Annotated in this window: 20 protein-coding genes and 8 tRNA genes; 20 read left to right on the forward strand and 8 right to left on the reverse strand. The window is 46.7% G+C overall.

Annotated elements, in window-relative coordinates:
* From FTU67_RS11820 to FTU67_RS11830, 3 genes are read left to right on the forward strand one after another with little or no spacing between them, the layout of a single operon-like run.
* On the forward strand, positions 1 to 654 hold the full coding sequence (locus FTU67_RS11820) for a hypothetical protein (protein ID WP_005179550.1): 654 nt from the start codon (positions 1 to 3) through the stop codon (positions 652 to 654).
* A 27-nt stretch (positions 655 to 681) separates the two neighbouring features.
* Positions 682 to 2,937, forward strand: coding sequence for a DUF6160 family protein (locus FTU67_RS11825; protein WP_180061770.1), 2,256 nt, complete (start codon positions 682 to 684; stop codon positions 2,935 to 2,937).
* A gap of 29 nt (positions 2,938 to 2,966) precedes the next feature.
* The gene (locus FTU67_RS11830) at positions 2,967 to 4,385 is read left to right on the forward strand and encodes a hypothetical protein (RefSeq protein ID WP_127798610.1); all 1,419 of its coding nucleotides are present in this window, start codon (positions 2,967 to 2,969) and stop codon (positions 4,383 to 4,385) included.
* 54 nt (positions 4,386 to 4,439) lie between these two features.
* Here the strand turns inward: FTU67_RS11830 and FTU67_RS11835 are convergent, their stop codons facing one another.
* From FTU67_RS11835 to FTU67_RS11850, 4 genes are all read right to left on the reverse strand, one after another.
* The gene (locus FTU67_RS11835; RefSeq protein ID WP_104469971.1) at positions 4,440 to 6,155 is read right to left on the reverse strand and encodes a proline--tRNA ligase; all 1,716 of its coding nucleotides are present in this window, start codon (positions 6,153 to 6,155) and stop codon (positions 4,440 to 4,442) included.
* 97 nt (positions 6,156 to 6,252) lie between these two features.
* Positions 6,253 to 9,357 carry an efflux RND transporter permease subunit gene (locus FTU67_RS11840; protein WP_180061771.1) on the reverse strand — a complete coding sequence of 1,035 codons (3,105 nt, stop codon included), beginning with the start codon at positions 9,355 to 9,357 and terminating at the stop codon, positions 6,253 to 6,255.
* A gap of 6 nt (positions 9,358 to 9,363) precedes the next feature.
* Positions 9,364 to 10,509, reverse strand: coding sequence for an efflux RND transporter periplasmic adaptor subunit (locus FTU67_RS11845; RefSeq protein ID WP_180061772.1), 1,146 nt, complete (start codon positions 10,507 to 10,509; stop codon positions 9,364 to 9,366).
* Positions 10,510 to 10,563: 54 nt separating this feature from the next.
* Complete coding sequence (locus FTU67_RS11850) at positions 10,564 to 11,157, reverse strand: hypothetical protein (protein WP_171525083.1); 594 nt, start codon at positions 11,155 to 11,157, stop codon at positions 10,564 to 10,566.
* A gap of 329 nt (positions 11,158 to 11,486) precedes the next feature.
* Between FTU67_RS11850 and pilG the strand changes: the two genes are divergently transcribed.
* The 6 genes from pilG to FTU67_RS11880 all read left to right on the forward strand — a co-directional run bounded on the left by pilG (position 11,487) and on the right by FTU67_RS11880 (position 20,015).
* Positions 11,487 to 11,870 (forward strand): twitching motility response regulator PilG, encoded by a 384-nt coding sequence (pilG, locus tag FTU67_RS11855; protein WP_005179541.1) that lies wholly within the window; start codon positions 11,487 to 11,489, stop codon positions 11,868 to 11,870.
* Between the two features lie 16 nt (positions 11,871 to 11,886).
* Entirely contained in the window at positions 11,887 to 12,255 is a 369-nt protein-coding gene (locus FTU67_RS11860; protein WP_005179539.1) for a PleD family two-component system response regulator, read from the forward strand.
* A gap of 3 nt (positions 12,256 to 12,258) precedes the next feature.
* Positions 12,259 to 12,795 carry a chemotaxis protein CheW gene (locus tag FTU67_RS11865; protein ID WP_005179538.1) on the forward strand — a complete coding sequence of 179 codons (537 nt, stop codon included), beginning with the start codon at positions 12,259 to 12,261 and terminating at the stop codon, positions 12,793 to 12,795.
* 45 nt (positions 12,796 to 12,840) lie between these two features.
* The gene (locus FTU67_RS11870; protein ID WP_168384278.1) at positions 12,841 to 14,913 is read left to right on the forward strand and encodes a methyl-accepting chemotaxis protein; all 2,073 of its coding nucleotides are present in this window, start codon (positions 12,841 to 12,843) and stop codon (positions 14,911 to 14,913) included.
* Between the two features lie 156 nt (positions 14,914 to 15,069).
* Positions 15,070 to 19,563: an Hpt domain-containing protein gene (locus tag FTU67_RS11875; protein ID WP_180061773.1), complete on the forward strand. Its 4,494-nt coding sequence runs from the start codon at positions 15,070 to 15,072 to the stop codon at positions 19,561 to 19,563.
* On the forward strand, positions 19,560 to 20,015 hold the full coding sequence (locus FTU67_RS11880; protein WP_180061774.1) for a hypothetical protein: 456 nt from the start codon (positions 19,560 to 19,562) through the stop codon (positions 20,013 to 20,015). Before FTU67_RS11875 ends, FTU67_RS11880 begins: the two co-directional genes overlap by 4 nt.
* 69 nt (positions 20,016 to 20,084) lie before the next feature.
* Here the strand turns inward: FTU67_RS11880 and dapE are convergent, their stop codons facing one another.
* The 3 genes from dapE to FTU67_RS11895 all read right to left on the reverse strand — a co-directional run bounded on the left by dapE (position 20,085) and on the right by FTU67_RS11895 (position 22,494).
* Positions 20,085 to 21,218, reverse strand: coding sequence for a succinyl-diaminopimelate desuccinylase (gene dapE / locus FTU67_RS11885; protein ID WP_104488695.1), 1,134 nt, complete (start codon positions 21,216 to 21,218; stop codon positions 20,085 to 20,087).
* Between the two features lie 126 nt (positions 21,219 to 21,344).
* Entirely contained in the window at positions 21,345 to 21,491 is a 147-nt protein-coding gene (locus tag FTU67_RS11890) for an entericidin A/B family lipoprotein (RefSeq protein WP_005179532.1), read from the reverse strand.
* 100 nt (positions 21,492 to 21,591) lie between these two features.
* Positions 21,592 to 22,494, reverse strand: a complete 903-nt coding sequence (locus FTU67_RS11895) for a DUF1853 family protein (RefSeq protein WP_180061775.1) — start codon at positions 22,492 to 22,494, stop codon at positions 21,592 to 21,594.
* A 90-nt stretch (positions 22,495 to 22,584) separates the two neighbouring features.
* Here FTU67_RS11895 and FTU67_RS11900 point away from each other — a divergent pair, with 90 nt between their 5' ends.
* From FTU67_RS11900 to FTU67_RS11950, 11 genes are all read left to right on the forward strand, one after another.
* Positions 22,585 to 22,974 (forward strand): YbaN family protein, encoded by a 390-nt coding sequence (locus FTU67_RS11900; protein WP_075167111.1) that lies wholly within the window; start codon positions 22,585 to 22,587, stop codon positions 22,972 to 22,974.
* A complete protein-coding gene (gene elsL, locus FTU67_RS11905) occupies positions 22,971 to 23,501 on the forward strand; it encodes a cell wall-recycling L,D-carboxypeptidase ElsL (protein ID WP_005179524.1) in 531 nt (176 codons plus the stop codon). Before FTU67_RS11900 ends, elsL begins: the two co-directional genes overlap by 4 nt.
* A gap of 277 nt (positions 23,502 to 23,778) precedes the next feature.
* Positions 23,779 to 23,854: transfer RNA gene (locus FTU67_RS11910), tRNA-Val, on the forward strand.
* 26 nt (positions 23,855 to 23,880) lie between these two features.
* Positions 23,881 to 23,957 (forward strand) — tRNA-Asp (locus FTU67_RS11915).
* A 51-nt stretch (positions 23,958 to 24,008) separates the two neighbouring features.
* A tRNA-Asp gene (locus tag FTU67_RS11920) sits at positions 24,009 to 24,085 on the forward strand.
* Between the two features lie 20 nt (positions 24,086 to 24,105).
* Positions 24,106 to 24,181: transfer RNA gene (locus tag FTU67_RS11925), tRNA-Val, on the forward strand.
* A gap of 15 nt (positions 24,182 to 24,196) precedes the next feature.
* Positions 24,197 to 24,273, forward strand: a tRNA-Asp gene (locus FTU67_RS11930).
* A 65-nt stretch (positions 24,274 to 24,338) separates the two neighbouring features.
* Positions 24,339 to 24,414 (forward strand) — tRNA-Val (locus FTU67_RS11935).
* A gap of 51 nt (positions 24,415 to 24,465) precedes the next feature.
* A tRNA-Asp gene (locus tag FTU67_RS11940) sits at positions 24,466 to 24,542 on the forward strand.
* 100 nt (positions 24,543 to 24,642) lie between these two features.
* Positions 24,643 to 24,718: transfer RNA gene (locus FTU67_RS11945), tRNA-Val, on the forward strand.
* A 75-nt stretch (positions 24,719 to 24,793) separates the two neighbouring features.
* Entirely contained in the window at positions 24,794 to 25,255 is a 462-nt protein-coding gene (locus FTU67_RS11950; RefSeq protein ID WP_005179520.1) for a DUF2750 domain-containing protein, read from the forward strand.
* A 13-nt stretch (positions 25,256 to 25,268) separates the two neighbouring features.
* Here the strand turns inward: FTU67_RS11950 and FTU67_RS11955 are convergent, their stop codons facing one another.
* Entirely contained in the window at positions 25,269 to 26,063 is a 795-nt protein-coding gene (locus tag FTU67_RS11955) for a YdcF family protein (protein ID WP_180061776.1), read from the reverse strand.
* Positions 26,064 to 26,081 lie beyond the last annotated feature (18 nt).

The following is a 26,081-nucleotide window of genomic DNA, read 5'->3' on the forward strand; positions in this document are numbered from 1 at the left end:
ATGCTGAAAAAAATCTGCTTTCCACTGGCTCTTTGTGTCAGCACATTCAGTTCTGCTCAACTGGTCAGTTTAAATCAAGATGAACTGTTAAATACGGTCGGGCAGGGCGGTGCCGATTTAAGCTGGACGCTTTCTTTAAACCATAAATATGCCAATGACATGAGTCTCAAGAATATTTCCGAACTCAGTAATGGTGAGGTCACTACGGCAAATTATCAGTATGAATGTAGCAATGATGTGTTATGCCGTTTTGCTTTTTCTCCCAATAATCATCGTGATGAAAATGGTCAGAAGTGGCTGGTGTTTAAACAGATTCAAGGCACGATTCAGATTGATAAATTCTCCTTGGAAGGCACCACCATTATTAATAAGGATAAAAATCCACAAACAGCGATGCTGCTTAAATTTTATGATCAGCATCCTCTGAAAATCAGGAATCTAGGTTTTGCGAGTCTGGCGGTTGAGTCAGGTAATGAAGGTTATTTAAACAATACCCGATATACCACCTATAACAATGGTTCTCAGGTTCCTTCATTTGATCAGGGACAGGAACAGGGATTTATGGGACTGAATGTTCATGGCAACTTGCATCTGTCAGGAGATATCAAAATTTTCAGTTATAACTGCTCAGGAGCTGCAACCAGCCGCTGTTAAGCGTTGGGATTTCAAAAGGACATTGAAATGAATAAAACAATAAAATTAAATGTACTTGCCTTATCTATCTGTTTAGCTCAGCAGGCATACGCACTACAGCCTATTTCTGATCGTAGTCTCAGTCAGGTGACAGGGCAGGATGGTATTTCTATTACCCATGAAGTTTCGAAGGTGACAATTGATCAATTGAACTGGGTGGACTATCACAATACCGGAAGTATGAAACTGGGGATGCATGATATTGAAGTGCTCAGCTCGGGGGGGCAGAATATTAAAAGTACCCTTGATGTTGACGTTGGTACCACAGCCAATGGTGTCGGCATGCATATCCAGGCGAGTATTTCACCATTTAAATCTACGGTTCAGAACATCATGCTCATTTGTGAGCCGAACTGTGGTGATAACCAAACGGATCAGAACCTGGGGTCTTTAAGCTTTCATACTATTTCACCACTACGTTTTAACTTAATTACCAGTAATGGATTATTTAACCGAAATGATCTGGCTCATTTAGATTTTGAGCTTAAAAATGCCAGTATTTCTTATGGTCTAAATGGCCAGAACCTGACCTTAAAAGATTTTAACTTTAACCTGTCTGCAGATGGGTATATGTATTTGGATCAGGATGAAGGGATTGTGCTGGCAACTAAAAACAGTCCTACTGGCCAAGACCATATTGTAAATTTAGGACGGGTAGAAGATCTGACCAATGTATCCGATAACCGGTCAGGAGCAACCAATCCAGGGGTGAATATCGATTTACGTTATGGTCCAGATGGAAGCCAGAATAACCTGATTCGTATGGGAGCTTCTGGAGCAGTGACCAATGGTAAGCTCTTTATTAATGCCAACCAGGCTGGAATTGGGAAGTTTAATACGGTTAGTCGTAATTCAGGCGATTTGACTGAAACAACACGGCAAGCCGGTGGTTATGATATAGCCGGTCCGGGTGGTTTACATCTGGGTATGTCTGCCGAATTTACCCGAGAAGGCAACCCGCTACTCAATGGCAGGGCTCCGACTACACTCGAGATTGGGCATACAGGTACAGGCAGCTATGCAATTGAATTTTCTAACTTATCGCCACTTGTAGTACGTGATAGTAATAATGTTGATGACTTGACTAAACGCAACGCCTATATTGATTTTGGTGATATTTTTATTAATACCGTTCAGGCCAAATCTTTAAACTTTATTATCAATGAGAATATGCAAAAGGTGCTGGGCAGTAATACTCTAGAATTGATTTATAACATTAGCCCTGATCAGAATGCACAGAATTTAGCGCTTATTGCGGTGCGAGGCATGGACTTTCAGGCCATCGCGCGTAAGGCCAGATTCATTTCAGATAACTCGATTGATGCCATTACCGCAACTTCTGGCGAGTGGGGGATTGGTATTCCAATCTTTAACTTAAATACCAACCTGGCTTTGTATGCAAAAAATTATAGTCGTAATGGTGTTGACCGTTCTGGTTTAGGCTATAACCTGGCACTTTCGACGGAAGGCTATGGTATTGACCAGAAAACAGGCGCACCAAGTACAACCTCTATTCTGATTATTGATGGTGCGACCGGTAAATACAGTGGTGAAGAAGTCAACTATTATGCGGGCCTAAGAAATATAGATGCGTACCTGAAATCGGATGGGGTGATTGGTTTTGAAGAAGATGGCATTTATGTCAAGGCAGATAACTTGCTGCTGGCTGCAAAAGCTGAAATTGCAATTGGTCAGTTGCCTGGCTCTTTATATAACTGTGCTGAAGTGGAGTGTCAGAACCGAGTAGTTCCTATCGATAACTTTGCCAGAAAAGATGACATCTTGGCTTCTTTAGCCTTCAAGCTTGATGGTAAAGGTGAACTTATGATTATTCCTGGTCTTGAGTCCACGAACGCCACACCCGATACTAATTTTTTATCTTTAAAAGCAAATTTTGAATTTAATCCGATTGCAGAGACAGATAAAGATAATCCAAGTGTTTTGGGCAGTTATATCAGCCTGATTAATGAAGACTGGAATGGCGTCGGGACTAAAACCTCTAGTGTAAATTTAAACAAAATGCAAGGTCATGTCGGTTTAGATGCCCGTGTTCTAGTGAAACAAGATACGGTGGTCTTGGATAACCAGGTGAACTTTAATTATAAAGCGACAATGCAGCCTGGATTGGGACAAGCTTTTAAAGCAGAAATGGCGATGTCTCCATCTGGAACGATGCAAAAAATTGCTGATTTTGCCATTCCTGGTGGCAATATGCGTAGCACTTTAGGGATCACACCACGCTAAGTAGATGAAATTAGCTTAAGGATTTGAGTATGAAAAAAACAATAATGTGGGCTCTTATAGGTTCAGCTTTATCCATGACGAACACAAGTCATGCCTTATCTGTGCTTGAAGATGCTGAATTATCGGATGTGACAGGACAGGCTCTATTTTCTGTCGTGAAAGAGACAGATGCTAGTCAAGGTTTAGATTTTTTTAAACTGGGAATTGATGCTGAGTTATCACTAAATGCCAATATTAAATCCTTGCAACTTGGCTGTGGCGGTGAAAATGGTGCGGGTGCTTGTGATATTGATATCTCTGCACTGTCATTGGGCTGTGTGGTGGGTGCGAGTGGAAATTGTATTACCTTACCTACCAATATTGCAGGACAGCCCAAAGGTCAAGATTTTGATAACAGTTTAAGTAATCAAAAAGAGTTAAGAGATTTTGTCTTAACGAATCCCTTTTTCCAATTTGCGATCAAAGGAGGCGACCAAGCTGCAACTCGTGAAGTGGTCGGGGTAAGAGTGGGTGCGGATAAAGCCCAAGGCCCGATGAGCATTGGTGCTATGAATAATTTTAGTGGTTATTTAACTGGAATCAATAATTTATATATTCAGGCACAAACCAATGTGGCGGTTACCTGTAAGCAGGGAACTGCAAACTGTTCCGATGCAGATGCTTCAAAGTATTCTCAAGATTTCGTTGGTGATTATGGTCTTCTTGCTGGTGGGAAAAAGCAACAATATGAAGCAAGTGCATATTTAGGGGTTAAAAATGCTGAAATCCTTAATCTTCTTTTTGGTGCTGTAACTGTGGAATATCGTGACCAGACGATTAATACAGCAGCAGCTCAACGGGAAAACTTAGGTATTGTCGCAAACGGAAATCGTATGACCCAAGTACAAATCCATGGTTTGCAATTAGGAAGCTTAGTCGATGAAGTTGTACAAAATCTGACAATTAACCAAATGTGTACCGGTCATGATCCTGGCAAGTGTAGTGCTATTGGTACAGAAACGATTGGAAATACGTTATTGCCTTTATTACGTACAGGAATTCAAATTTATATGAAACAGGAAACATTAAAAGGTTTAAATCTTCCTGTTCCTGAGCAAGGTACTTTGGAGCTGGATGGTGCTTATAGTACTAAACTCACCAATTTATTAAATGCCTATGTCTTGCCTTATAATTTAGGCAATGTACATCAAATTGATGTTGACTCTAACTTGTTTGGTATTGCCTTAACTTCTTTAGGGAATGGTATTCGTTTCCCTGGTTTTGCTGAGGATGCAAAAGCAACCAAGGGATGGTCAATGTATTTAGAAGATGCTTTTACGATTAATATTAATCAGCCTTTAACTACCTTAATGTCCAATATTGTACAAACCGGTTTGGCTGCTCAAGGGAATATTACAATGCTTGAGCAACCATACCGTAATTGCTATGGCAGTATGAAATTCTGCTAAGCCTTAAAACTAAAAAATCCCGCCGAAGCGGGATTTTTTATATACCAAGACTTATTATTTTGCGAGCTTCGCCAATAACTCATCTTTGCTTAAGTTGGTTGATTCAGCATCACGGCGACCTTTATATTCAAAAGTACCCGCATCTAAGCCTTTTTCACCAATCACAATACGGTGTGGAATACCGGTTAACTCCAGATCAGAGAATTTCACTCCTGGGCGTTCATTACGGTCATCCAGTAGTACATCATAACCGGCAGCACTTAATTCTGCATATAAGGCTTCCGCAGCTTCTAATGTACGCGGTGACTTATGTGCATTCATTGGTACAATTGCGACTTCAAACGGAGCAATGGCAGCTGGCCAGATAATCCCTTTCTCATCATAATTCTGTTCAATTGCAGAAGCCACGACACGGGTCACACCAATACCATAACAGCCCATGGTTACTACAAATGGTTTGCCATCTTCGCCTAACACTTTACAGTTCAGTGCTTCAGAATATTTTTGACCCAGCTGGAAAATATGGCCTACTTCAATTCCGCGTTTAATTTGAAGTACACCTTTACCATCTGGAGATGGATCGCCTTCCACCACATTACGAAGATCATAGACCTCAGTAAACTGTGCATCACGCTCCCAGTTCACACCTGTAGCGTGTTGATCTGCGGCGTTGGCACCTGCAACAAAGTCAGACAAGACAGAAGCAGCACGATCGACAATCACGGTCATGCCTTTTTCAACCAAGCCTTGTGGACCTACAAAACCAGCGGTCAGACCAAGCGCAGCAATTTGCTCTTCAGTAGCGAAGGTTAATGGCGCTGCAATTAAAGGATGTTTTTCAGCTTTAATTTCATTCAGTTCATGGTCACCGCGCAGGAACAGGGCAATCACCGGAACAGTGCCATTTTCATCGGCAATGCCTTGTACCAGTAAAGCTTTAACAGAATGCGCAGGATCAGTACCGAGGAAGCTTGATACATCCGCGATGGTCTTTTGATTTGGAGTATCTACAACAGTTAAGGCTTGGCTTGGCGCTGCACGCTCACCGACCAGAATCGCTTCCGCCATTTCAATATTGGCTGCGTAATCCGATTCAGTCGAGAAAGCGATATCATCTTCACCGCTGTCTGCCAGAACGTGGAATTCATGGGAACCTGAACCACCAATTGAGCCGGTATCGGCCTGTACCGGACGGAAATCCAGACCAAGACGGCTAAAGATACGGCAGTAAGTGTCATACATGACATCATACGTTTCTTGCAAAGAAGCCTGATCAACGTGGAAAGAATAGGCATCTTTCATGATGAATTCACGTGAACGCATCACCCCGAAACGTGGACGGATTTCGTCACGGAATTTGGTCTGAATCTGGTAGAAGTTCATTGGCAGCTGTTTGTAACTTTTCAGTTCAGTGCGTGCCAGATCGGTAATCACTTCTTCATGGGTTGGGCCCAGCACAAATGGGTTGTTGTGACGGTCGGTAAAACGCAGTAATTCCGGACCATATTGCACATAACGGCCCGATTCTTCCCACAAAGATGCAGGCTGAGTCACTGGCATAAAGGTTTCTAAAGCGCCGGCGCGGTTCATTTCTTCACGGACAATCGCTTCGACTTTATTTAATACGCGTACCCCCATCGGCAACCAGGTATACAGACCTGAAGCCAATTTACGGATCATCCCCGCACGTAACATGAGCTGATGTGAAATCACTTCAGCATCATTTGGGGTTTCTCTTAACGTAGCAAACAAAAAGCGACTCGCGCGCATGGAAACTGTCCTGATAATTAATCGTGAAAGCAGAGATTATACGATAAAAAAATGAGGTGAACATTCGGAATGTCACCTCATTGTGTTTTCTTCTGACTCAAGACATCAGTTTGCGGCTTTGGCGCAGCATGAAATTCTTGAAATCATCCAGATAGGTAAAGATGACGGGCACCACCACCAGCGTGAGCAGGGTCGAGGTAATCACCCCGCCAATTACCGCATGGGCCATGGGGGCACTCTGTTCGCCGCCTTCACCCAGACCGAGTGCCAGCGGGACCATGCCCATTACCATGGCAGACGTGGTCATTAGAATCGGGCGTAAACGGGTTTTACCGGCCTGAATAATCGCCTCATAACGCGGCTCACCTCTGTCCATGGCCTTTTTAATAAAGTCGATCAGCAGGATGGCGTTCTTGGTGACCAGTCCCATCAGCATGATAATCCCGATAATCGAGAACAGGTTCATGGTGGAGTTCAGCAGGAACAGCGCCAAAAACACCCCAATCAGCGACAGTGGCAACGAGGCCATAATCGCAGCTGGGTGAATAAAGCTGTTAAATTGCGAGCCCAGCACAATGTAAATAAACACAATCGACAGGGTGATGGCGGTCAGTGCATAACCTGCGGACTCAGCCATATCGGCATTGGAACCTTGGGTATCGAAGCTGTAACCCGGCGGCAATTCAAAGTTATTTTGAATGGCTTCAATGTCCCGGCCAATATCACCAGCTGGGCGACCTGCGGTATTGGCTTCGACCAGAACCTCACGGGCCAGATCACGACGGTTAATCTGTGAAGCGCCGAGGTTTTCTTCAAAGCTGGCCACACTGGCCAACGGCACCAGAATGGCTTGACCATTGGCATCGGTTTTTTGTGAGGTCAGCGACATCTGCTGGACATCACCCGGCAGGCTGCGGCGGTCTTCAGTCAGACGGACATTTACATCATAGGTTTCGCCGTTTTCATCTTGCCAGGTGGTGACATCATCGCCGGCAATCAGCGGACGAATCACGTTGGCAATCTGGTTCACAGACAGGCCTAAATCACTGGCCAGTACCCGGTTGATTTGCACTTCCAGTGTCGGTTTCGGTTCTTTCAAGGAGCTTTCCAGATCGACAATACCGTCTACCTTGGCAATTTCCAGCATAAAGCGGTCAGAAATCTGTTGTAGCTGGTTTAAATCCGGCCCTTTAATCGAAATCATCACCGGTTTTTGCCCGCCCGATACGGTTTCATCTGCCGAGGCCACCGAGGTGACGCGAATGCCAGCCACGGTTTGCAGCCGTTCACGGAATTCATTGTTCAGCTCGGTTAGGGTCTGTTTACGCTCATTGCGCGGTGTAACCCTCACGCGTAAATTGACATGGTTTTTACCGCGGTCAGTCAGACTGTTAACCGAACCATAGGTAGAAATAACCTGTGGATGCTGGCGAATAATCTGATCGACCTGTTTCAGTTTGGCCTGTGAATATTCCAGCGAGGCATCCACCGGAGTTTCAAATTTAATGCGGATTTCACCTTTGTCCGGTACCGGTACAAATTCGGTACCAATCAGTTTGGATAAACCGAGTGCGCCAAATAACGAGGCCACCGCAATCAGCAGGGTAATCAGGCGGAAGCGTAAGGCCAGTTTCAGCAGCTTTTCATAGACATGACTAAGATTGTCCAGTTTGGTGGAAATCCAGTTCAGAAAACGTTTCACCCGGCCTGGCTGTTTGTTGGGGTTCTTACGCTCGGCCCAGTGTGCCGACAGCATCGGGTCCAGGGTAAAGCTAACAAACATGGAAATTAAAACTGCGGTACTGACCGTGACCCCAAACTGATAGAAGAAACGGCCAATAATCCCGCCCATAAAGGCCACCGGCAGGAATACCGCAACAATGGTCAGGGTGGTGGCCAGAACCGCCAGACCAATTTCTTTAGTACCATCCAGCGCTGCGCTAACATGGTCTTTGCCCATATCGGCATGACGGACAATATTTTCCCGCACCACAATCGCGTCATCAATCAGCAGACCAATACTTAAGGACAGGGCCAGCAAGGTCATCATGTTGATGGTAAAACCAAAGGCCCAGATAAAGGTCAATGTGCCGAGCAGGGCAATTGGCAGGGTCAGGCCGGTAATGGCGGTGGAGCGGAACGAGCCTAAAAACAGCAGGACGATCAGTACTGCCAGTGCTGCACCTTCAATAATGGTGCGGGCCACATCACGGATACTGCCGCGAATGCCTTTGGAACTGTCGACCACCACTTTGGCTGTGGTGCCCTCAGGCAATTGTTGCTGAAGGTCATCCAGCACTTTATAGGTGTTATCGACCACCTCAATGACATTAGAATCTGAACTGCGCAGAATATCCACCGCAACCGCAGTTTTGCCATCTAAAAAGGCACTGGACTCTAGCTCGGCCTGGCTATCCTGAATGTCAGCGACCTGTTTCAGATAAATCGGTGCGCCATTTTTATTGGCAATAATCAGGTCCCCAAAGGCCAGCGGATGGATGACCTTGGAATTAATTTCAACCACTAGCTCGCTATTGGCCCGTTTCAGGGTGCCACCCGGCACTTCAATATTTTCTGCTTTTAAGGTGTTGATGACCTGATCTACGCCAATCCCGAAACTTTGCAGTTTTTCCGGCTGTACTTCAATCCGGATCTGGCGCTGCGCATCACCGAGTAAATTGACCGTTCCCACCCCCGGTACGGTGCGCAGTTGCGGCACAATGCGTTGGTCCAGATAAGCACTTAAATCACGCAGTGACATCTGCTCGGATTCAAACACAATCGACATAATCGCATTGGCCGTCGGGTCGTAACGCTCCACCACCGGGTCCTGGATTTCATCACGGAATTCGGTGGTGACACTGGCAATTTTATCGCGTACATCCTGCGCTGCTACGGCAGAAGATACCTCCAAGTTGAACTCGGCAATAATGGTGGAGAGGCCCTCACTGGACTGGGAAATTACCTGTTTGAGACCGGAAATGGTGTTGATCTGATCTTCCATTTTCTTGGTAATTTCAGATTCAACCGTTTCCGGCGAGGCGCCCGGATAGTTGGTATAGACCACCACAAACGGGAAATCGACATCCGGAAATTCTTCAACGCCCATACGCTGCCAGGAAGCCAGACCCAGCACCATCAGACACAGCATCATCATGACCGTAAAAACGGGATATTTGACACTAATTCGGGTAAACCACATAGTTTTCTATCCTGAGGCGTTTTCGGCGGTCTGGCTGATGCTGACCGGTTGCTGTTCATTCTGCGGACTAAACTTGACCCGACTCACTAAATCGCCGGCCTGCAATCCGCTTACAATGGCGGTATTGTCACTATAGCGCTGCTCGAGCACGTGAATATCGATCCGGACAATCTTGTTCTGGCGAATGGCCCAGACATAAGGTTTGTTTTGTATATCCTGAATGGTGTCTAAAGGAATCAGCTGACCAGAAATCGAGTTGGATGAAACAATATTGCCTTCAACAAAGGCACCGATGCTGAGCGAGTTGATGGATTCATTGGGTGTGGCAAAAAACTCGATCTGACGGCTGGCCAGATCGGCAATTGGAGATATCCGGCTTAAGGTGGCGGTCAGCTGGGCCGGATTGCCCTGAATTTTATATTCAATCTTTTGGCCGACCTTGAGTGCAGACTGCTGGTCACTTGGCAGTTTGGCCTGAATTTCCAGCCGGTCCGGATTAACAATTTCAAACAGGGTCTGGCCGGCAGAAACCGTCTGGCCGGGTTCAACCTGACGCTGGGTAATCACGCCGCTAATCGGGCTGAGAATGGTGCCATCGCGATCGGCTTTTTCGGCAATATCGACATTGGCCTGCTGGGCACGGACATTTTCCAGCTGGGCACGATAATCGACCTGACTTTGTTCATATTCAACTTTGGAAATAAAGCCCTGATTCAGCAGGCGACGTTTACGCTCCATCATCACCCGGGCCTGATTGGCTTGTGCCTGCGTGGAGGCAAGGTTGGCGCGTGCTTGCGCCAGACGCGCGGCATTATCCTGATTGTTTAAACGGACCAGCACCTGACCTTTGCTAACCCGCTGGCCCACTTGCGCATTGACTGCACTGGCGGTGGCCGTGACCTGTGCCTGAATGCTGCTGTGTTGTACGGCGCGAATAGTGCCGGTAAAGGCAGTTTTGGACACCGAGTCGCCGGTTTGCACGACCACCACATCATCCTGAATCAGTTCAATGGTTTCTGGTTCGCTACGGGCCTGTTCCGGTTCTGAGTTCTGGCAGGCGGTCAGCAGCAGGCACAGGCAAAGTGTACTGAGGCCGAGTAGGGGCGTACGAAAACGGGTAGAAGTATGTGATATACGCGGTGCTGGTCGCATGCATATTTATCCTTATTTTTCTTGTCACATGACAATTCAATTAAAAACTTCACTTTATTCAAGTGCTTTTAAGCGAGTAATAATTCTGTCGTATTCTGCCTGTGTTTTTCGATAGCTCGTTTGTAACGATTGAATCTGCTGTCTTTTCTGATTTAAGTTGGTCAGGTTGTTGTTTAAATTGTTTTTCAGCTGTTCGGGGACCGGTTTGACTTTGCGCAGATATTCCATTTCCTGACGTTTAAACACAATCCGGTCATTCTGTAATTGTTTTAACTGTTCCTGCTGAAAGGCAATCTGCTTTTTAATATGTGCCAGCGCATTGTCACGTTGCTGGGTAGCAATATGACTGTTGGTATAGGCCTGTTTTAGTTTTAAATCCTGCTCGCGCTGACGGGCCTGCGCGGCACGTTGTGGCGCCTGACGGGCATCGGTTTCGCTATTATAGGGACGCGCACGCTGAATCACCTGCATGTTGCGGTCCAGTGCTTCATAGCCATAGCGGATATGGTTTGGCGTAACATTGCTGCTGATATTGGCCACGCCGTTTTTATCGTAGTAGCGATACCACGCCGGCTTGTTGTCGGTATTGGCAGACAGCTGTCCTATCTGTAAAGCCAGCAGCAGGCCCAGCAACGATTTACTGAACAATGATGTATGCGCCCTTTTTGTGAGAGCTTTTTGAAAAAAAGTACGCACAAGCTTCCCCGAGATAAAGTTGACTAATTTACTTATTTTTAAGTCTTTAAACTGTTATATTAGACCAGAATCAGAAATTTAAAAAATACAATAGACAAAAAAAAATCAATGGTCATGGAAAAGTGTGAAGCAGTTATACAAAGTTTCTATAAAGTGTAGGTTTGGGCAAAAACTGTTCATTGAAACCTAAAGTAAAGATATGTTAAAAATAACCATAATTATGTAAATAAAATTCTACTACACCGAATTGCTTGTACAAACAAAATGGGAAGGGTCATTAAATGGACGATAAACTCCAAAATCTAAAAGTCATGGTGATTGATGATTCAAAAACCATTCGTCGTACAGCTGAAACTTTATTACAGCGTGAAGGCTATGAAGTGGTCACTGCCGTCGACGGTTTTGAAGCATTGTCTAAAATTGCCGATGCAAATCCGGATATCGTTTTTGTTGACATCATGATGCCACGTCTAGATGGCTATCAAACCTGCGCATTAATTAAAAACTCGCAAAACTACCAGAATATTCCAGTCATCATGCTGTCCAGTAAAGATGGTCTGTTCGATCAGGCCAAAGGCCGCGTGGTGGGTTCAGATGAATATTTAACCAAACCTTTTAGTAAAGATGAGCTTTTAAACGCGATTCGTAATCACGTAAGCGCATAACTCGGGGAATATAAAGATGGCACGTATTTTAATTGTAGATGATTCTCCAACAGAAACATTCCGCTTCAAAGAAATTCTGACCAAGCATGGTTTTGAAGTGCTTGAAGCAGCCAATGGTGCAGACGGGGTGACCATGGCACAGGCCGAGCTTCCTGACTTGGTGCTGATGGATGTGGTGATGCCGGGTGTAAACGGTTTCCAGGCAACCCGTCAAATTGCCCGTGGGGATACCACCAAGCATATTCCAATTGTGATCGTGAGTACCAAAGACCAAGCCACTGACCGCGTTTGGGGGAAACGTCAGGGTGCCAGCGATTATCTGACTAAACCTGTAGATGAACAACAATTAATAGACGTTATTAATCAACACCTGAATGCAGGATAACTTATGGCCGCAAATGGATTTATCGAATTACTTCGGTTGTCTAAACGGGGAAATAAAAACTACGTTACAACTGAAAATGAAGTAAACCGATGGTCTGGCATTGCGTTTGAGATGATGGGGCAATATTTCGTTGCCCCGTTGGGGGAAGTCACTGAAGTTATCTATCCGCCAAAATATACGCCGGTACCTAACACCCAGAACTGGGTCATGGGACTGGCCAATATCCGGGGCCGATTACTCTCAGTTTCAGACTTGGCACATTATGTTTCTGGACATAGCAGTGCTTATTCACCGACTCAAAAAGTAATGTGTATTAGTCATCAAGACCATTATGTCGGTTTGGTTGTAGATCAAGTTTTGGGGATCCAACACTTTAATAAGAAAAGTTTCTTTTCTAAACACAATGATTTAGATAGTAATTTACAAGAATATTGTCAGGGGTATTTCCACCAGCATAACCAGCAATGGCATATTTTCTTATTTAGTCGTTTATTGCAAAACCCAAAATTTATGAACGCATCTATAAAATTTATAAATTAACTATCGCGTACGCATATATAAAGGCGAAAATCGGGGAGAAGCTGCATGGGCTTTAAACTTAAAAAGAAAAACTCAGGCGATGGAACCAACCGCAAAAGCGGTTCGGCATCAGTCGCAAAATTACAGACGCAAATTGACCAGTTTGCGGGTGTATTCGGTGATACCAATAAATCAAAGCCACTTATTTTCATTGCCGCAGTTGCGCTGTTGGTCTCGATTATCAGTCTTTTGTCTTTATTCTATAGCGTACCGCGTACCAACCAGTTAACCCAGAGTCTGGGTGAATTGCGTTTGTTATCGCAGACCATTTCACGTCAGGCCACTGAAGCCACTGCTTCAGGCACCAAAGAATCGATCCAGAAGCTGACCCAGTCACAACAAAGCTTTAAAGACAACCTGGAAACGGTAAAAGATATTAGCAGTAACTCGGCCGAGCTGGAAAAAGTCGAAGCCGACTGGGCCAAAGTTTCTCAGAATATTGATACGATCAGCTCGCAACAGGCCATTATTAGCAAACTGTATGACACCAACATCGCGATCAGTGAAACCATTCCGGGGATTCAGGCCGAATATAACCTGATGGTTGACCAGATGGCACGTCAGGACATGCCAAGTAGCCAGGTGGTTATTGCCAAGAACCAGGTGTTCATTGCAGAACGTATCCTGCGTTCAATCAGCTCGGTATTAACCGGTTCAGAAAACTCGCGTGAATCTGCTGATGACTTCAGTGCCGATACCGAAACATTCGGTGCTTACTTAAATGCCCAGCTGAACGGTAGTGCAGAGCTCGGTGTACAGCGTATTGCTGACCCAGGCCTACGTGAAGCTTTAGAAGGCATCCAGTTTGAATATGATGACGTTTTAAAATCTGCATCGGCAACGGTATTAAATAACTCGGCGCAGATTGTACGTGTACGTCAGGCTGCATCGGACATTTTTAGTCAGTCAGATGAGCTGTTAAACCAGTTAAACAAATTATCCAGCGGTGCAGGCCCGGCAGTCATTATTCCGGCCGTACTGTTAATTGCCAGCTTATTGGTCTTCCTGGTACTGGTATTCAAATTACTGACGTTACGTGGTCAATCCGATAAGCAACGTGTAACCCGTCTGCAAGACGAATATGACCGTAACCAGAACGCGATTTTACGTTTACTGGATGAAATTGCCGACCTGGCGGATGGTGACTTGCGTTCATACGCGACCGTATCGGAAGACTTTACCGGTGCGATTGCCGACTCGATTAACTTCGCAATTGACCAGTTACGTGACCTGGTATCGCGTATTCATGAAACTTCTCACGAAGTAGCGCGTTATACCGCCAATACTCAGGAAATTACCAACCAGCTGGCCGAAGCATCTGAACACCAGGCGCAGGAAATTGCCGGTGCATCTGCCGCGATTAACGAAATGGCGATGTCGATTGACCAGGTATCTGCCAACGCCGAAGAATCTGCAGCGGTTGCGGAACGTTCAGTACAAATTGCATCGAATGGTGCGGAAGTTGTAAACCGTTCAATTCAGGGTATGGATATCATTCGTGAGCAGATTCAGGAAACCTCGAAACGTATTAAACGTCTGGGTGAATCTTCGCAGGAAATTGGTAACATCGTTGCCCTGATTAACGATATTGCCGACCAGACTAACATTCTGGCCTTAAACGCAGCAATTCAGGCGTCGATGGCCGGTGAAGCAGGTCGTGGTTTCGCGGTCGTAGCCGACGAAGTACAGCGTCTTGCGGAACGTTCAGCATCTGCAACCAAGCAGATTGAAACCCTGGTTAAAACCATTCAGACCGATACCAACGAAGCGGTAATTTCGATGGAACAAACCACCTCTGAGGTTGTTCGTGGTGCGAACTTGACCAAGGATGCCGGTGTGGCACTGGATGAAATTCAGACTGTATCGAATAACCTGGCGAAACTGATTGCCAACATTTCTGACGCTGCGAAACTGCAGTCGGCTTCGGCGGGTCATATTGCGACCACGATGAACGTTGTACAGGAAATTACCTCGCAAACCACGACAGCAACCTTCGATACGGCACGTTCGGTTTCTGAACTGGCCAGCATGGCGGAATCATTACGTGAATCTGTAACCGACTTTAAACTTCCGGACTAAGGAAGCCACAGAGAGCTTCTTTCGGGAAGCTCTCTGTTTTACACAGATCAAGCCAAGCATCGACAAGATCAGCTTAACTTCAGGGTTAGGTTACACGTGATGGTTACAATTAAGTTTGAGTGCCGCTGGGCGCTGAAAACATAAGAAGCCTTAGCTATGAAAGAAATATTAAAAAATTTAGTTGAAACGACTGCGCTTCCTGAAGATAGTTATCTTGATCAAGATGCAGAAATTCTAGAAATTTTTGTTGAAGAAATTGAAGAAATCTTCGTTGAGCTAAAAGACCTGTTGGCTCAATGGGCCACGCAGCCTAACGATCAGGAAACGCTAACCACCATTCGCCGTCATTTTCATACCTTAAAAGGTTCGGGACGTATGGTTGGGGCCAAGTCGGCAGGGGAGCTGGCCTGGACGGTTGAAGATACCTTAAACCGGGTCATTTCCGGTAGCCTGACCCTGTCAGCGCAGGTGCAGCAGTTTGCAACCGCGGTGGCGAACGTCTTTGAATACAAACTTTATCCAAGCTTTAAACATGCCCAGCCGATGGCACTGGACCTGCGTCCATTGGTGCTATTAGGACAACAATTACAACAAAATTTAAGTCCTGAACCGGCTTTAGAAGAGCTGTTACAACTGGCAAGCAGCCTAAGGTCCAGCGACAGTATCACCGGTCTGGAGTTTGATACAGCAAGTACTGATGAGCAGGTTGCTGCAGACACCGAGCTGGCTGTGGCTGATAGTGTTGAAGAAGATCCGCTAGCAGCTGAAACACTGGCCATCTTTATTGAAGAAGCGGAAGAACACCTGTTAACGGTGGATCGCTTCCTGGCACACGATGAGCTGAAAACCCAAGATTACAATGGCCTGATTCGTGCCCTGCATACCTTGCGCGGCAGTTCATCCATGGCACACATCGAGCAGATTTTTGATGCCAGCTCCAAGGTAGAAAACCTGTTCAAGACCCTGTTACAGGATGAAATTGAATCGACTTCCAAAGAAACCGCACTGTTATTGCAATATGCTGAATTTGTGCGGGATTATCTGCATCTGTTGCCGCAGAATGACAGTGCCGGCATGGACCGGATTTATCAGACTTTCAATACTGCATGGCAGAACTATGGCTTTAGCCTGGAAGATGTTGATGAATCAGTGAATCCGCAAGGTCTGGTATCCAAGCTGATTGAACTGAATATTGATCAGTTGCTCGATGCTGAGTTCGAATTTGACCAGCGTGCGCAGGCTGAATATCCGGAATATATCCAGACCCTGAGCCATCAGGCGAAGCTGCTGGTAGAGCGTACCGATAACCGCGCCTCTCAGGGTATTCATGATTTTACCCAGGAATTACAACTGGCCTATGCGGCCTTGCTGGACAAGCCAAGCCTGCTGCATAGCGATTATGCCTTTGAATTATTTGGACAGGCGCATCAGGAATTTATCCATCTGTTTGATACCCTGGCTGCCGGGCAACGCGTCAGCTTAAGCGAAGATGCTCAGCAGATCATCAATAACCTGAGTGCCTTTGTACAGCAGGATATTGAAGCACTAAGCCCAGAAACTGATACCACAGAAGCTGTAACCGAAACGGTTGAAGCCGGTGCCGGGCTGAATCTGGCCGTATTGTCACAGCGTCTGGAAGCTGACCGTCAATACATGGATAGCGCTGAAGCCAACAAGGACTTTGATCCAGACCTGCTGGACATTTTCCTGGAAGAGGCCGAAGAGTTACTTACGGGTATTGACCAGGATGTTAACAGCTGGAGCCAAGACCCGAGCAATACTGCTGCGCTGAACAATCTGATGCGCCATTTGCACACCTTAAAAGGTGGTGCCAACATGATTGCAGCCAGCCATATCGGTCTGATTGCGCACCATTTAGAAACCATTTATGAGCGCATCATTAACCGTCAGATGAGCGCATCGACCGCATTGATTCAGATTATCCGTCTGGTTCAGGACAATATTGCGGACCGTATCCAGACCATCCGTGAACAGCAGGTCGATTATCCGGCGCAAGAATCACTGGCGATTCTGGAAAATATTAGCGAACTGGCCCAAGGTCAACTGGTTGAAGCTGAATCGCTGGCAGTGGCGGCTGAAGCAAGCTCTAGCGCAGATGTACAACAGTCTGATGCATCTGCACTTGAGTTTGAACTGGAACAGCCAGCACGTGCAGAAACAGCCTATACTGCGCCTGAAGATGAGCAGCCAGACACCAGCAGCGAACCGGTACTGGAAGATGCACCGACCCTGGCTGAGCAAACCATCCCTACAGATGCGGTATCTACTACTGAAAATGACGGTGAAGACAATCTGCATTCGATTGTGGAAGAAACCTTCCTGGAAGAAGCCGAGGAACTGCTCGACACCACAGAAAGCCTGTTAAAGCAGTGGTTTGACCATCGTAGTGACCGAAGTATTTTGCTGCAGTTACAACGTGCTGCGCACAGTCTAAAAGGCGGCGCGCGTATGGCTGAAATCGAGCCGGTGGCCGTGATTGCTTATCAGCTGGAAAATACCTTTGAACAGTTTGCGGTGCATCAGTTTAATTCCAATGCTTATGATGCCTTGCTCAACACCACTGTGGTCTGGTTAAAAGAAGCCATCTTCCAGCGTGATTACAGCAATTTTGACAGCCTGAAAGCTAGCCTGGAGTCGATTGAATACGTCAATGCGACGGCACAGCTGCCAGAACGCTTTAATGCTACCGATTTGCTGGCACCAAGCAAAACCTTCGAATTTGTACAGGGTGATGGTGCCGAGCCGCCATCCATGCAGGGCGAATGGAGCGAAACCGCACAGCTGGATAACAGCAATGAGATGATCCGTATTTCGGCTGATCTGGTTGAGAAGATGATTGACCTGTCGGGTGAAAACGCGATTAACCGCTCGCGAATCGAGATGGAGCTGGGTCAGCTGGGCGGTACCCTGAATGAAATGGAACTGGCGATTAAACGTCTGGCCGATCAGTTACGCCGAATGGAAGGCGAGCTGGAAAGCCAGATTATTGCCAAACATGGTGATGAACATTCACGCTATACCGACTTCGACCCGCTGGAGATGGACCAGTACTCCTCCTTGAACCAGCTGTCGAAATCGTTGGCGGAATCGGCGTCGGACTTGGTGGACTTTAAGACCACGCTGGCGGACAAGATTCGTGATGCCGAAGGTCTGTTACTGCAACAATCGCGGATTCAGGCAGAAATTCAGGAAAGCCTGATGCGCACCCGTCTGGTACCGTTCTCGCGCATGTTGCCACGTTTACAGCGGATTGTGCGTCAGACTTCATCGACCTTAAACCGTCCTGCCGAGCTGGTGGTACACAATACCGAAGGCGAGCTGGACCGGACCATTCTGGAACGCCTGATTTCACCATTTGAACACATGTTGCGTAATGCGGTGGACCATGGCCTGGAAGATGCCGCTGTACGTAAACAGGCAGCGAAGCCGGAAGTGGGCCAGATTGAGCTGAACATCGGCCGTCAGGGTACCGATGTACTGATTAGCTTTACCGATGATGGTAAGGGGATTGATGAAACCAAAATTCACGCCAAAGCCCTGAGCCTTGGCCTGATTCAGCCAGAGCAGCAGCTGGACAAGAAAGAAATCCTGCAGCTGATTTTCCATCCGGGCTTTAGTACCGCACAAGCCGTGACCCAGATTTCAGGTCGTGGCGTCGGTCTGGACGTGGTGCAAAGCGAAATTAAAGCGCTGGGCGGCCATGTCGAGGTCGATTCTGAACTCGGTAAAGGCACCACCTTCAGTATTCGCGTACCGACCACAGTGGCGGTATCCGATGCCCTGATGGTAAAAGTTGGCGATCAGCAGTTCGCAATTCCATTGGCGCAAATTGACCGTATTGTACGAATTTCACCTTCTGCACTGGAAAGTTACTTCAGCAGCAAAGATGACTACTTCAAGATTGATCAGCAAAACTATAAGTTGCGCTATCTGTCCGAGTTTGTCGCTAATCAGCCATTGCCGCGTTTAAGCAATATCGCGCATTCATTGCCGGTGCTGCTGATTAAAGGCAATACCGGTCAGACCATTGCCTTACTGGTCGATCAGCTGATTGGTTCGCGTGGCCAGATTGTGATGAAACCGATTGGCCAGCAGTTCTCCAGCGTGGGCTCGATTGCCGGTGCGACCATTCTTGGTGATGGTCAGGTCTGTCTGATTCTGGATGGTCAGAATATTGCCCGTCAGATTCAGGCAACCCAGCGCATCAAGCATGTGATGGAGCCGCGTGAAGTACAGCGTCGTGATACCCGTCATCTGGTAATGATTGTGGATGACTCGGTGACCGTACGTAAGGTCACGTCACGTCTGCTCGAGCGTCAGGGCTTTGATGTGGTCACAGCCAAAGACGGTGTCGATGCGATTGAGCAGCTTGAAAATGTTAAACCGGATCTGATGCTGCTGGATATTGAAATGCCGCGTATGGACGGCTTTGAGGTGACCACCCTGGTACGCCGCCATGACATCCATCGTGACTTGCCAATTATCATGATTACCTCGCGTACCGGTGAAAAACACCGCGAACGTGCCTTTAGCTTGGGGGTAACGCACTATATGGGTAAACCGTTCCAGGAAGCAGAATTGCTTGCCAATATTGAAAACATTTTGCATAGCAGTGAGGCTAAAGCATGAGTCAAAGCACCAGCAAAATCGACCAGATTAGCCAGCAGGAACTGCAACATCTGATTACCGTTTCAACCGGTTTTATTGATGCCTATATTGTGGAATGTCATGATCAGGAAGATATGCTGATTCCACAGAATATTGTCCTGTCGGCGCTGGACAGTTCTACCGCGGTCGATCATGTCGAGTGGCACGATCTAAAACTGCCGGTATATCGTGTTACCCATCCAGAGCAAAATCAGGGCGTTGCCTTGGTGATTGAAGGTGATGAAATTGACCAGCGCTTTGCCCTGATGTGCAATGCCATGCCAAAAACCATCCGTCTGCGTATTTCGGAAGTGGTCGATGATGAGCGTGAAGGCCAGCATCCGGCGGTATTCCAGTATGTACGTATGGGTGAGCAGGTATTCCATGTCCCGAATCTGGCGCATATTCAGGCCAGTCTGGGTTTGAATAGCTAATTTAACAGTTGGCAACAGACACAAAAAAAGGAACTCCGTGGAGTTCCTTTTTTATACAATAGCAAGAAATTAAGTCAGCAGGCCTTCAAGAATCTGCTCATAAATTTCAGCCAGTGGCTCTAAATCATCAATATTCACGTGTTCATTGATCTGGTGAATGGTCGCGTTCAGCACACCCAGTTCCAGCACTTGCGCACCGGTTGGCGCGATAAAGCGGCCATCTGATGTTCCGCCCGAAGTCGACAGTTCAGTTTCGACACCGGTCACATTGCGAATCGCATTTTTGGCGGCATTGACCAGTTCACCAACTGGGGTCAGGAATGGTAAACCGGACAGTGTCCATTGAATGTCATAGTTCAGTTGATGGCGGTCCAGAATTTCCAGTACCCGGGCTTTGAGCTGCTCAGCAGTCACTTCAGTCGAGTAGCGGAAGTTAAAGGTCACGGTCATGGTACCTGGTACCACGTTGGTTGCACCGGTACCGGCCTGAATATTCGACACCTGGAAAGAGGTGGCCGGGAAGTATTCGTTGCCATTGTCCCAAACGGTTTCGCACAGTTCAGCCAGCGCTTTAGAGGCGGTATGAATCGGGTTAATCGCCAGATGCGGATAAGCCACATGGCCCTGTTTGCCTTTCACGGTTAATACCGCATTTAATGAACCACGACGGCCATTTTTGACAATATCACCCAGACGATGGGTACTTGATGGTTCACCGACCAGACACCAGTCCATTTTTTCATTGCGTGCTTCTAAGGTTTCAACCACTTTCACGGTACCGTTAATGGATGGGCCTTCTTCATCTGAGGTAATTAAGAACGCAATTGAGCCTTTATGATCTGGATGTTTGGCCACAAAGCGTTCTGAAGCCACTACCATGGCTGCCAATGCTGTTTTCATATCGGCACTGCCGCGGCCATAGAGCTTGCCATTACGAATTTCTGGAGCAAACGGGTCAGAATGCCAGGCATCTAAACTACCGGTAGGGACCACATCGGTATGACCGGCAAAACAGAACACCGGGCCTTCTGTGCCTTTACGCGCCCAAAGATTATCGACATCTTCAAAACGCATTGATTCAATATTAAAGCCAATCTTTTTTAAGCGTTCCGCCATGATGTCTTGGCAGTTATGATCAACAGGTGTTACGGAAGGTTGACGTAATAACTGTAAGCTGAGCTCGAGCGTATCTGAGTGGTTCATGGCTTTGGAATCATGCAAAAAATTTGCCCCTATAATAGGGGAATCATGCCGAGAAGGGGAGTTTTTAATATAAAAAAACCTTATCAGGAGATAAGGTTTTTGCCGGGAATTTGCATTGAAATTTGATTATTGACGGATTTCATCCTGAGTTTTTTCAGCCGTATTACTTACCGCATTACCTGCTGAAGAGACATCTTCACCTAGACCTTTTACTGTATTACAACCAGTCAGAACAAACATCATTAGTAATGAAGTCGCTAGAATTTTTTTCATCATCATCTCCGTATCATTAAGCATAAATTATTCTGATGTGAAAATTAGAGTAAGAAATATACAGCCAAAAAAATATAGTGCTTTGATTGTGGTTGAGTAATTAAATGTTGTTCAAAGATAGGCTTTTAGTCCAATAGTGCTGATAATAGGCATCCATCAGCACCGGGTTACGATACATATAAAATGCTGACTGATCCTGATTCAGATATAAGCCATTGCTCCAGAATGCGTTGGCTGAACTGCTTGGACTGGCATGTGGGCAAATCCATTCATGCCGTTGCAGTCGGTAAAAATCCTGATGATTTTTCGGCAAATGCTGGCCCCAGGTGCCAATTCTGCGCTCGGGATTGACCCAGTCAGGAAGAGCCTGTGCAGTAGCATGTTCAGGCAGATACAGCTGGCCTTTTAACACGGCAAAGCGCTGTTGAATGGTATGACCTTGGGCCTGCTGAAACTGAAACTGCTTTTGGGTAAAGTGGGTTAACTTGCGTAATAAGGTGTCGCTGCGGTTCAGCCCATACCAGTAGGGCAGACTCAAATCACGTTCGGCCAGATAATATTTGAGCGCCACTTCCCAATGTTCAATTTGCTGGTGGTCATGATTTAGCAGCAGAAAATCGAGTTCGCCCGTGGTGCGTGGTCCATCAATTATCTGAATGCTATGCCCGAGCAATTCATAAGGATGATAGTCACGCTCGGTCAGCCAGAACCAGAGCAGCATTTCAAACCGCAGCCCTAGCCGGGTACTTTTGAGCTGGCTTAAAAAATCTTCCAGTGCAGCCGGATGCTGGTCTAAATGCTTCAGCCGGCTTTGATAATGATCAAAGTGCTGTAACCAGCAGTCTGTAGGATGAAAATCAAAGCCATAACGCTGCTCCAGTGCTGGTGGCAGCTGCTGTAAAATGTTGGGACTGGCCACGCTAAAGGCCAGTTGCCGCACCAGCGGATTGCGGAAATTTAACCAGGGTTCAGCAGAAATATCAGTAAAGGTGTTAGGCGACATCAGTAAATCCATGGTTAAACAGCAGAATTACAACGAAGAAAAGTTTAAAAACACTTTATACTAGCGCAATTCGACGGGTAGGGTTGCGGTATGAGAGTATTGTTTTGGCGAAGTTTGGTGGTGATTTTTGTCATCCTCGGCTTCATTGGTGCAGTGTTGCCCGGTATGCCAACAACAGTCTTTCTGATTTTAGCGGCCTGGGCCGCATCCAAAGGCTGGCCGCAAATGGATGCCTGGTTGTTGAACCATCCCAAATATGGCCAGACCTTAAGAGACTGGCGTGCCAATGGTACCGTACCACGTAAAGCCAAATGGTTTGCCACCATCATGATGCTGATCAGTGCCTGCATCATGTTATTTACCACGGCTCCGCTGGCAGTCAAAATTTTTACCAACCTGACCATGTTTGTGGTGGCAATCTGGTTATGGCTACGCCCTGAACCTGTTGTTGTCACTCCACCAAAGGTAAAGCAAGAATGATCTACCCTCTACATGCTGCAGATATTCTGGTCGATTTATCTGAGCAGACCTTATATCTACCAAAACACAATAAACTGTATGTGGTGTCTACCGGTGAAAAGGGCATTGGTGAAGCGGAAAATAGTGGCAAAACCCCGCGTGGCTGGCATCAGGTGGCCCTCAAGTTTGGTGCAGATGCGCCGGAAAATACCGTGTTTATTGCCCGTCAGCCGACGGGTGAAATTTATGATGATGAGCTGGCCGAACAGTTTCCTGAACGTGACTGGATTTTGTCCCGTATTTTATGGCTATCAGGGCTGGAGGATGGTTTTAACCAGGGCGCTGGCTGTGACACCTTTAAACGTTATATTTATTTGCATGGCACGCCAGATACTGAACCGATGGGTATTCCCAAGTCACATGGCTGTATCCGGATGCGCAATCGCGACATTATCGAGCTGTTCGAGCTGATTCCAGAACAGGCATTGGTGTATCTGTCTGAAGAGCGGCTGGATTTTAGTCCCTTGGCCATTGAACCCCAGCCATAAGACTTAAGCCTGAATTTTGCTGCCATTTTTCACAGGGAAAAAATAAAAATGTGCAGGCGAGCAGGGGGGTAATTGCAAGAAATTTCTTCTATTCCCTAGTGGGCTAAAAATAAAATTTTTTGAATAAAGTCAAATAACATACAGAATTTGTTTGTTTTTCTAGCGAATCACTTATTTTTTAATCACTCAGTCATAAAAAAGTGAAAACTGGCAGAAAAGCGTTTGACAGGCGGTAAAGATTCTCTATAATGCACCTCACAAACGATGAAGACGTTAAGGGCGCTTAGCTCAGTTGGTAGAGCGTCTGCCTTACAAGCAGAATGTCGGCGGTTCGATCCCGTCAGCGCCCACCAAGCCTTTACGTTAAAGATTCTTACGTGCAGCGGTAGTTCAGTTGGTTAGAATACCGGCCTGTCACGCCGGGGGTCGCGGGTTCGAGCCCCGTCCGCTGCGCCACTTAAGCTTCTTTAATATTCGTTTGAACCACAATAGTGACTTTGTGTAAGTGCAGCGGTAGTTCAGTTGGTTAGAATACCGGCCTGTCACGCCGGGGGTCGCGGGTTCGAGCCCCGTCCGCTGCGCCATTTACATAAAACGCTTTTGAGGGCGCTTAGCTCAGTTGGTAGAGCGTCTGCCTTACAAGCAGAATGTCGGCGGTTCGATCCCGTCAGCGCCCACCATGATTCTTTTGCGATGCAGCGGTAGTTCAGTTGGTTAGAATACCGGCCTGTCACGCCGGGGGTCGCGGGTTCGAGCCCCGTCCGCTGCGCCATCTCAAAGAATAGCCCTATAAGTTTCCTGAGCTTATAGTTGAATCAAGATTGACAATCTTAATCAGGGCGCTTAGCTCAGTTGGTAGAGCGTCTGCCTTACAAGCAGAATGTCGGCGGTTCGATCCCGTCAGCGCCCACCATATTCAAGCTGTAAAGCTTAAAAGACCTTAATTGCTTACGCAATTACCGTTGCAGCGGTAGTTCAGTTGGTTAGAATACCGGCCTGTCACGCCGGGGGTCGCGGGTTCGAGCCCCGTCCGCTGCGCCATTTTTTCATGCCCTGATGTGAAAAATGTGATCAATTACCAAGACTACACACTTCGTTGGTCTTGCGTCGTAAAAAATAATATATTATTTTTTACTCTTCAGGGCGCTTAGCTCAGTTGGTAGAGCGTCTGCCTTACAAGCAGAATGTCGGCGGTTCGATCCCGTCAGCGCCCACCATATCTTTCTTGCCTAAATCTTAAATATTCCATAGAATCCCAGCATTATAAAACAATAAAATGGACTGGATGATCTATGCGCAATCCATATCAACGCAAGGCCGCGTCTAAATCTCAAACTTCAAGCTATAACGTTCAAGATATTTACAAACAGTTTATTGAAATCATGGTCAGCCAGGGACAAGTGTTTGCGCTGTATCATGACGGCTGGGCCTTATGTGCCACACCCACCGGACAGCGCGCTTTTGCGGTCTGGCAAAATAAAAGTCTGGCCAAACTGCTGGTCAAAGACAACTGGGAAAATTACGATATTCAGGAAGTCAGCTTTAAAGATTTTATTGAAAAAGTCCTGCCATTTTTAAGGCAGGAAAGCACACTGGTGTCGATGAATCTTAGTCCTGAAGGGCAGAATGTGCTGGTAGCACCGGAAAAGCTGCTGCTGGATATTAAAAACTATCTTTACCAGATTTATTTGCAAAAACCTGAGGTTTATAAAAACCTGCAACTGCCTTCGCCACGTTCTATTCGCCTTAATTAATATTTATTGGGTATTAATATTCATTGAGTAGCCAACCACTTACATAAGCAAAATATTCGCGTAACCAGGAGTTATAGCGAATATAGAGTGGTGTAGGAGCGCTATAGGGCAAGGGCTGCTGATAGCCCTGTTTGCGGGCAATCGCCAGCGCACGCGGTAAATGAAAATCACTGGTCACCACGGCAATCGGATCACTGAGCTGAATATCGTGTTGTACCAGCAAGGCCTTGGAATTGTGGAAATTCAGAGCGGTACTGGTACTGCGTGCTTCCAATAGAATTCGTGTTTTCGGAAGATGATGCTGCTCTGTTAAATAGTGCGCCATCACTTCGGCTTCGGTCCACTGATTCCCAAAAGCGGCGCCACCACTGACGATAATGGGAATTTGTGGCAGCTGCTTGGCCAACGTGGCACCTGCATTTAGGCGTTTGGCCAAGGTTGGCGTTGGCTGGTTGTGCTGGATTCCCCCGCCTAAAATCAGAATCGCCTGCGTATTCGGATTGGGCTGGCTATGCAGGCTTTGCCAGTGTAAGTAGCCAAAGAACAGTACCACACTGAGTAGCCAGACCCAGAAAGCACCCCATACTAAACGCCAGCCTTGTTGATAGATCGGGCGCTGTCGAATCCAGCGCTGTAGCGGAACATAACACAAGGCATAAATGAACAGTGCTGCACCGAGCAGCATCGGCAGCAGGGTACCAAAGTGAAAGCTGTTCAGGCTGAGCAACCACAAACCATTGGCCAGCAGTAGAACTGCAGCCATCAGGCTAAAGATACGTTTCAGTGGGGCGTGGCTGTGACTCTGCATGGCGGAATAATCATAAAT

The sequence above is a fragment of the Acinetobacter sp. YH12132 genome, assembly GCF_013418645.1.
Taxonomy (GTDB): Bacteria; Pseudomonadota; Gammaproteobacteria; order Pseudomonadales; family Moraxellaceae; genus Acinetobacter; species Acinetobacter indicus.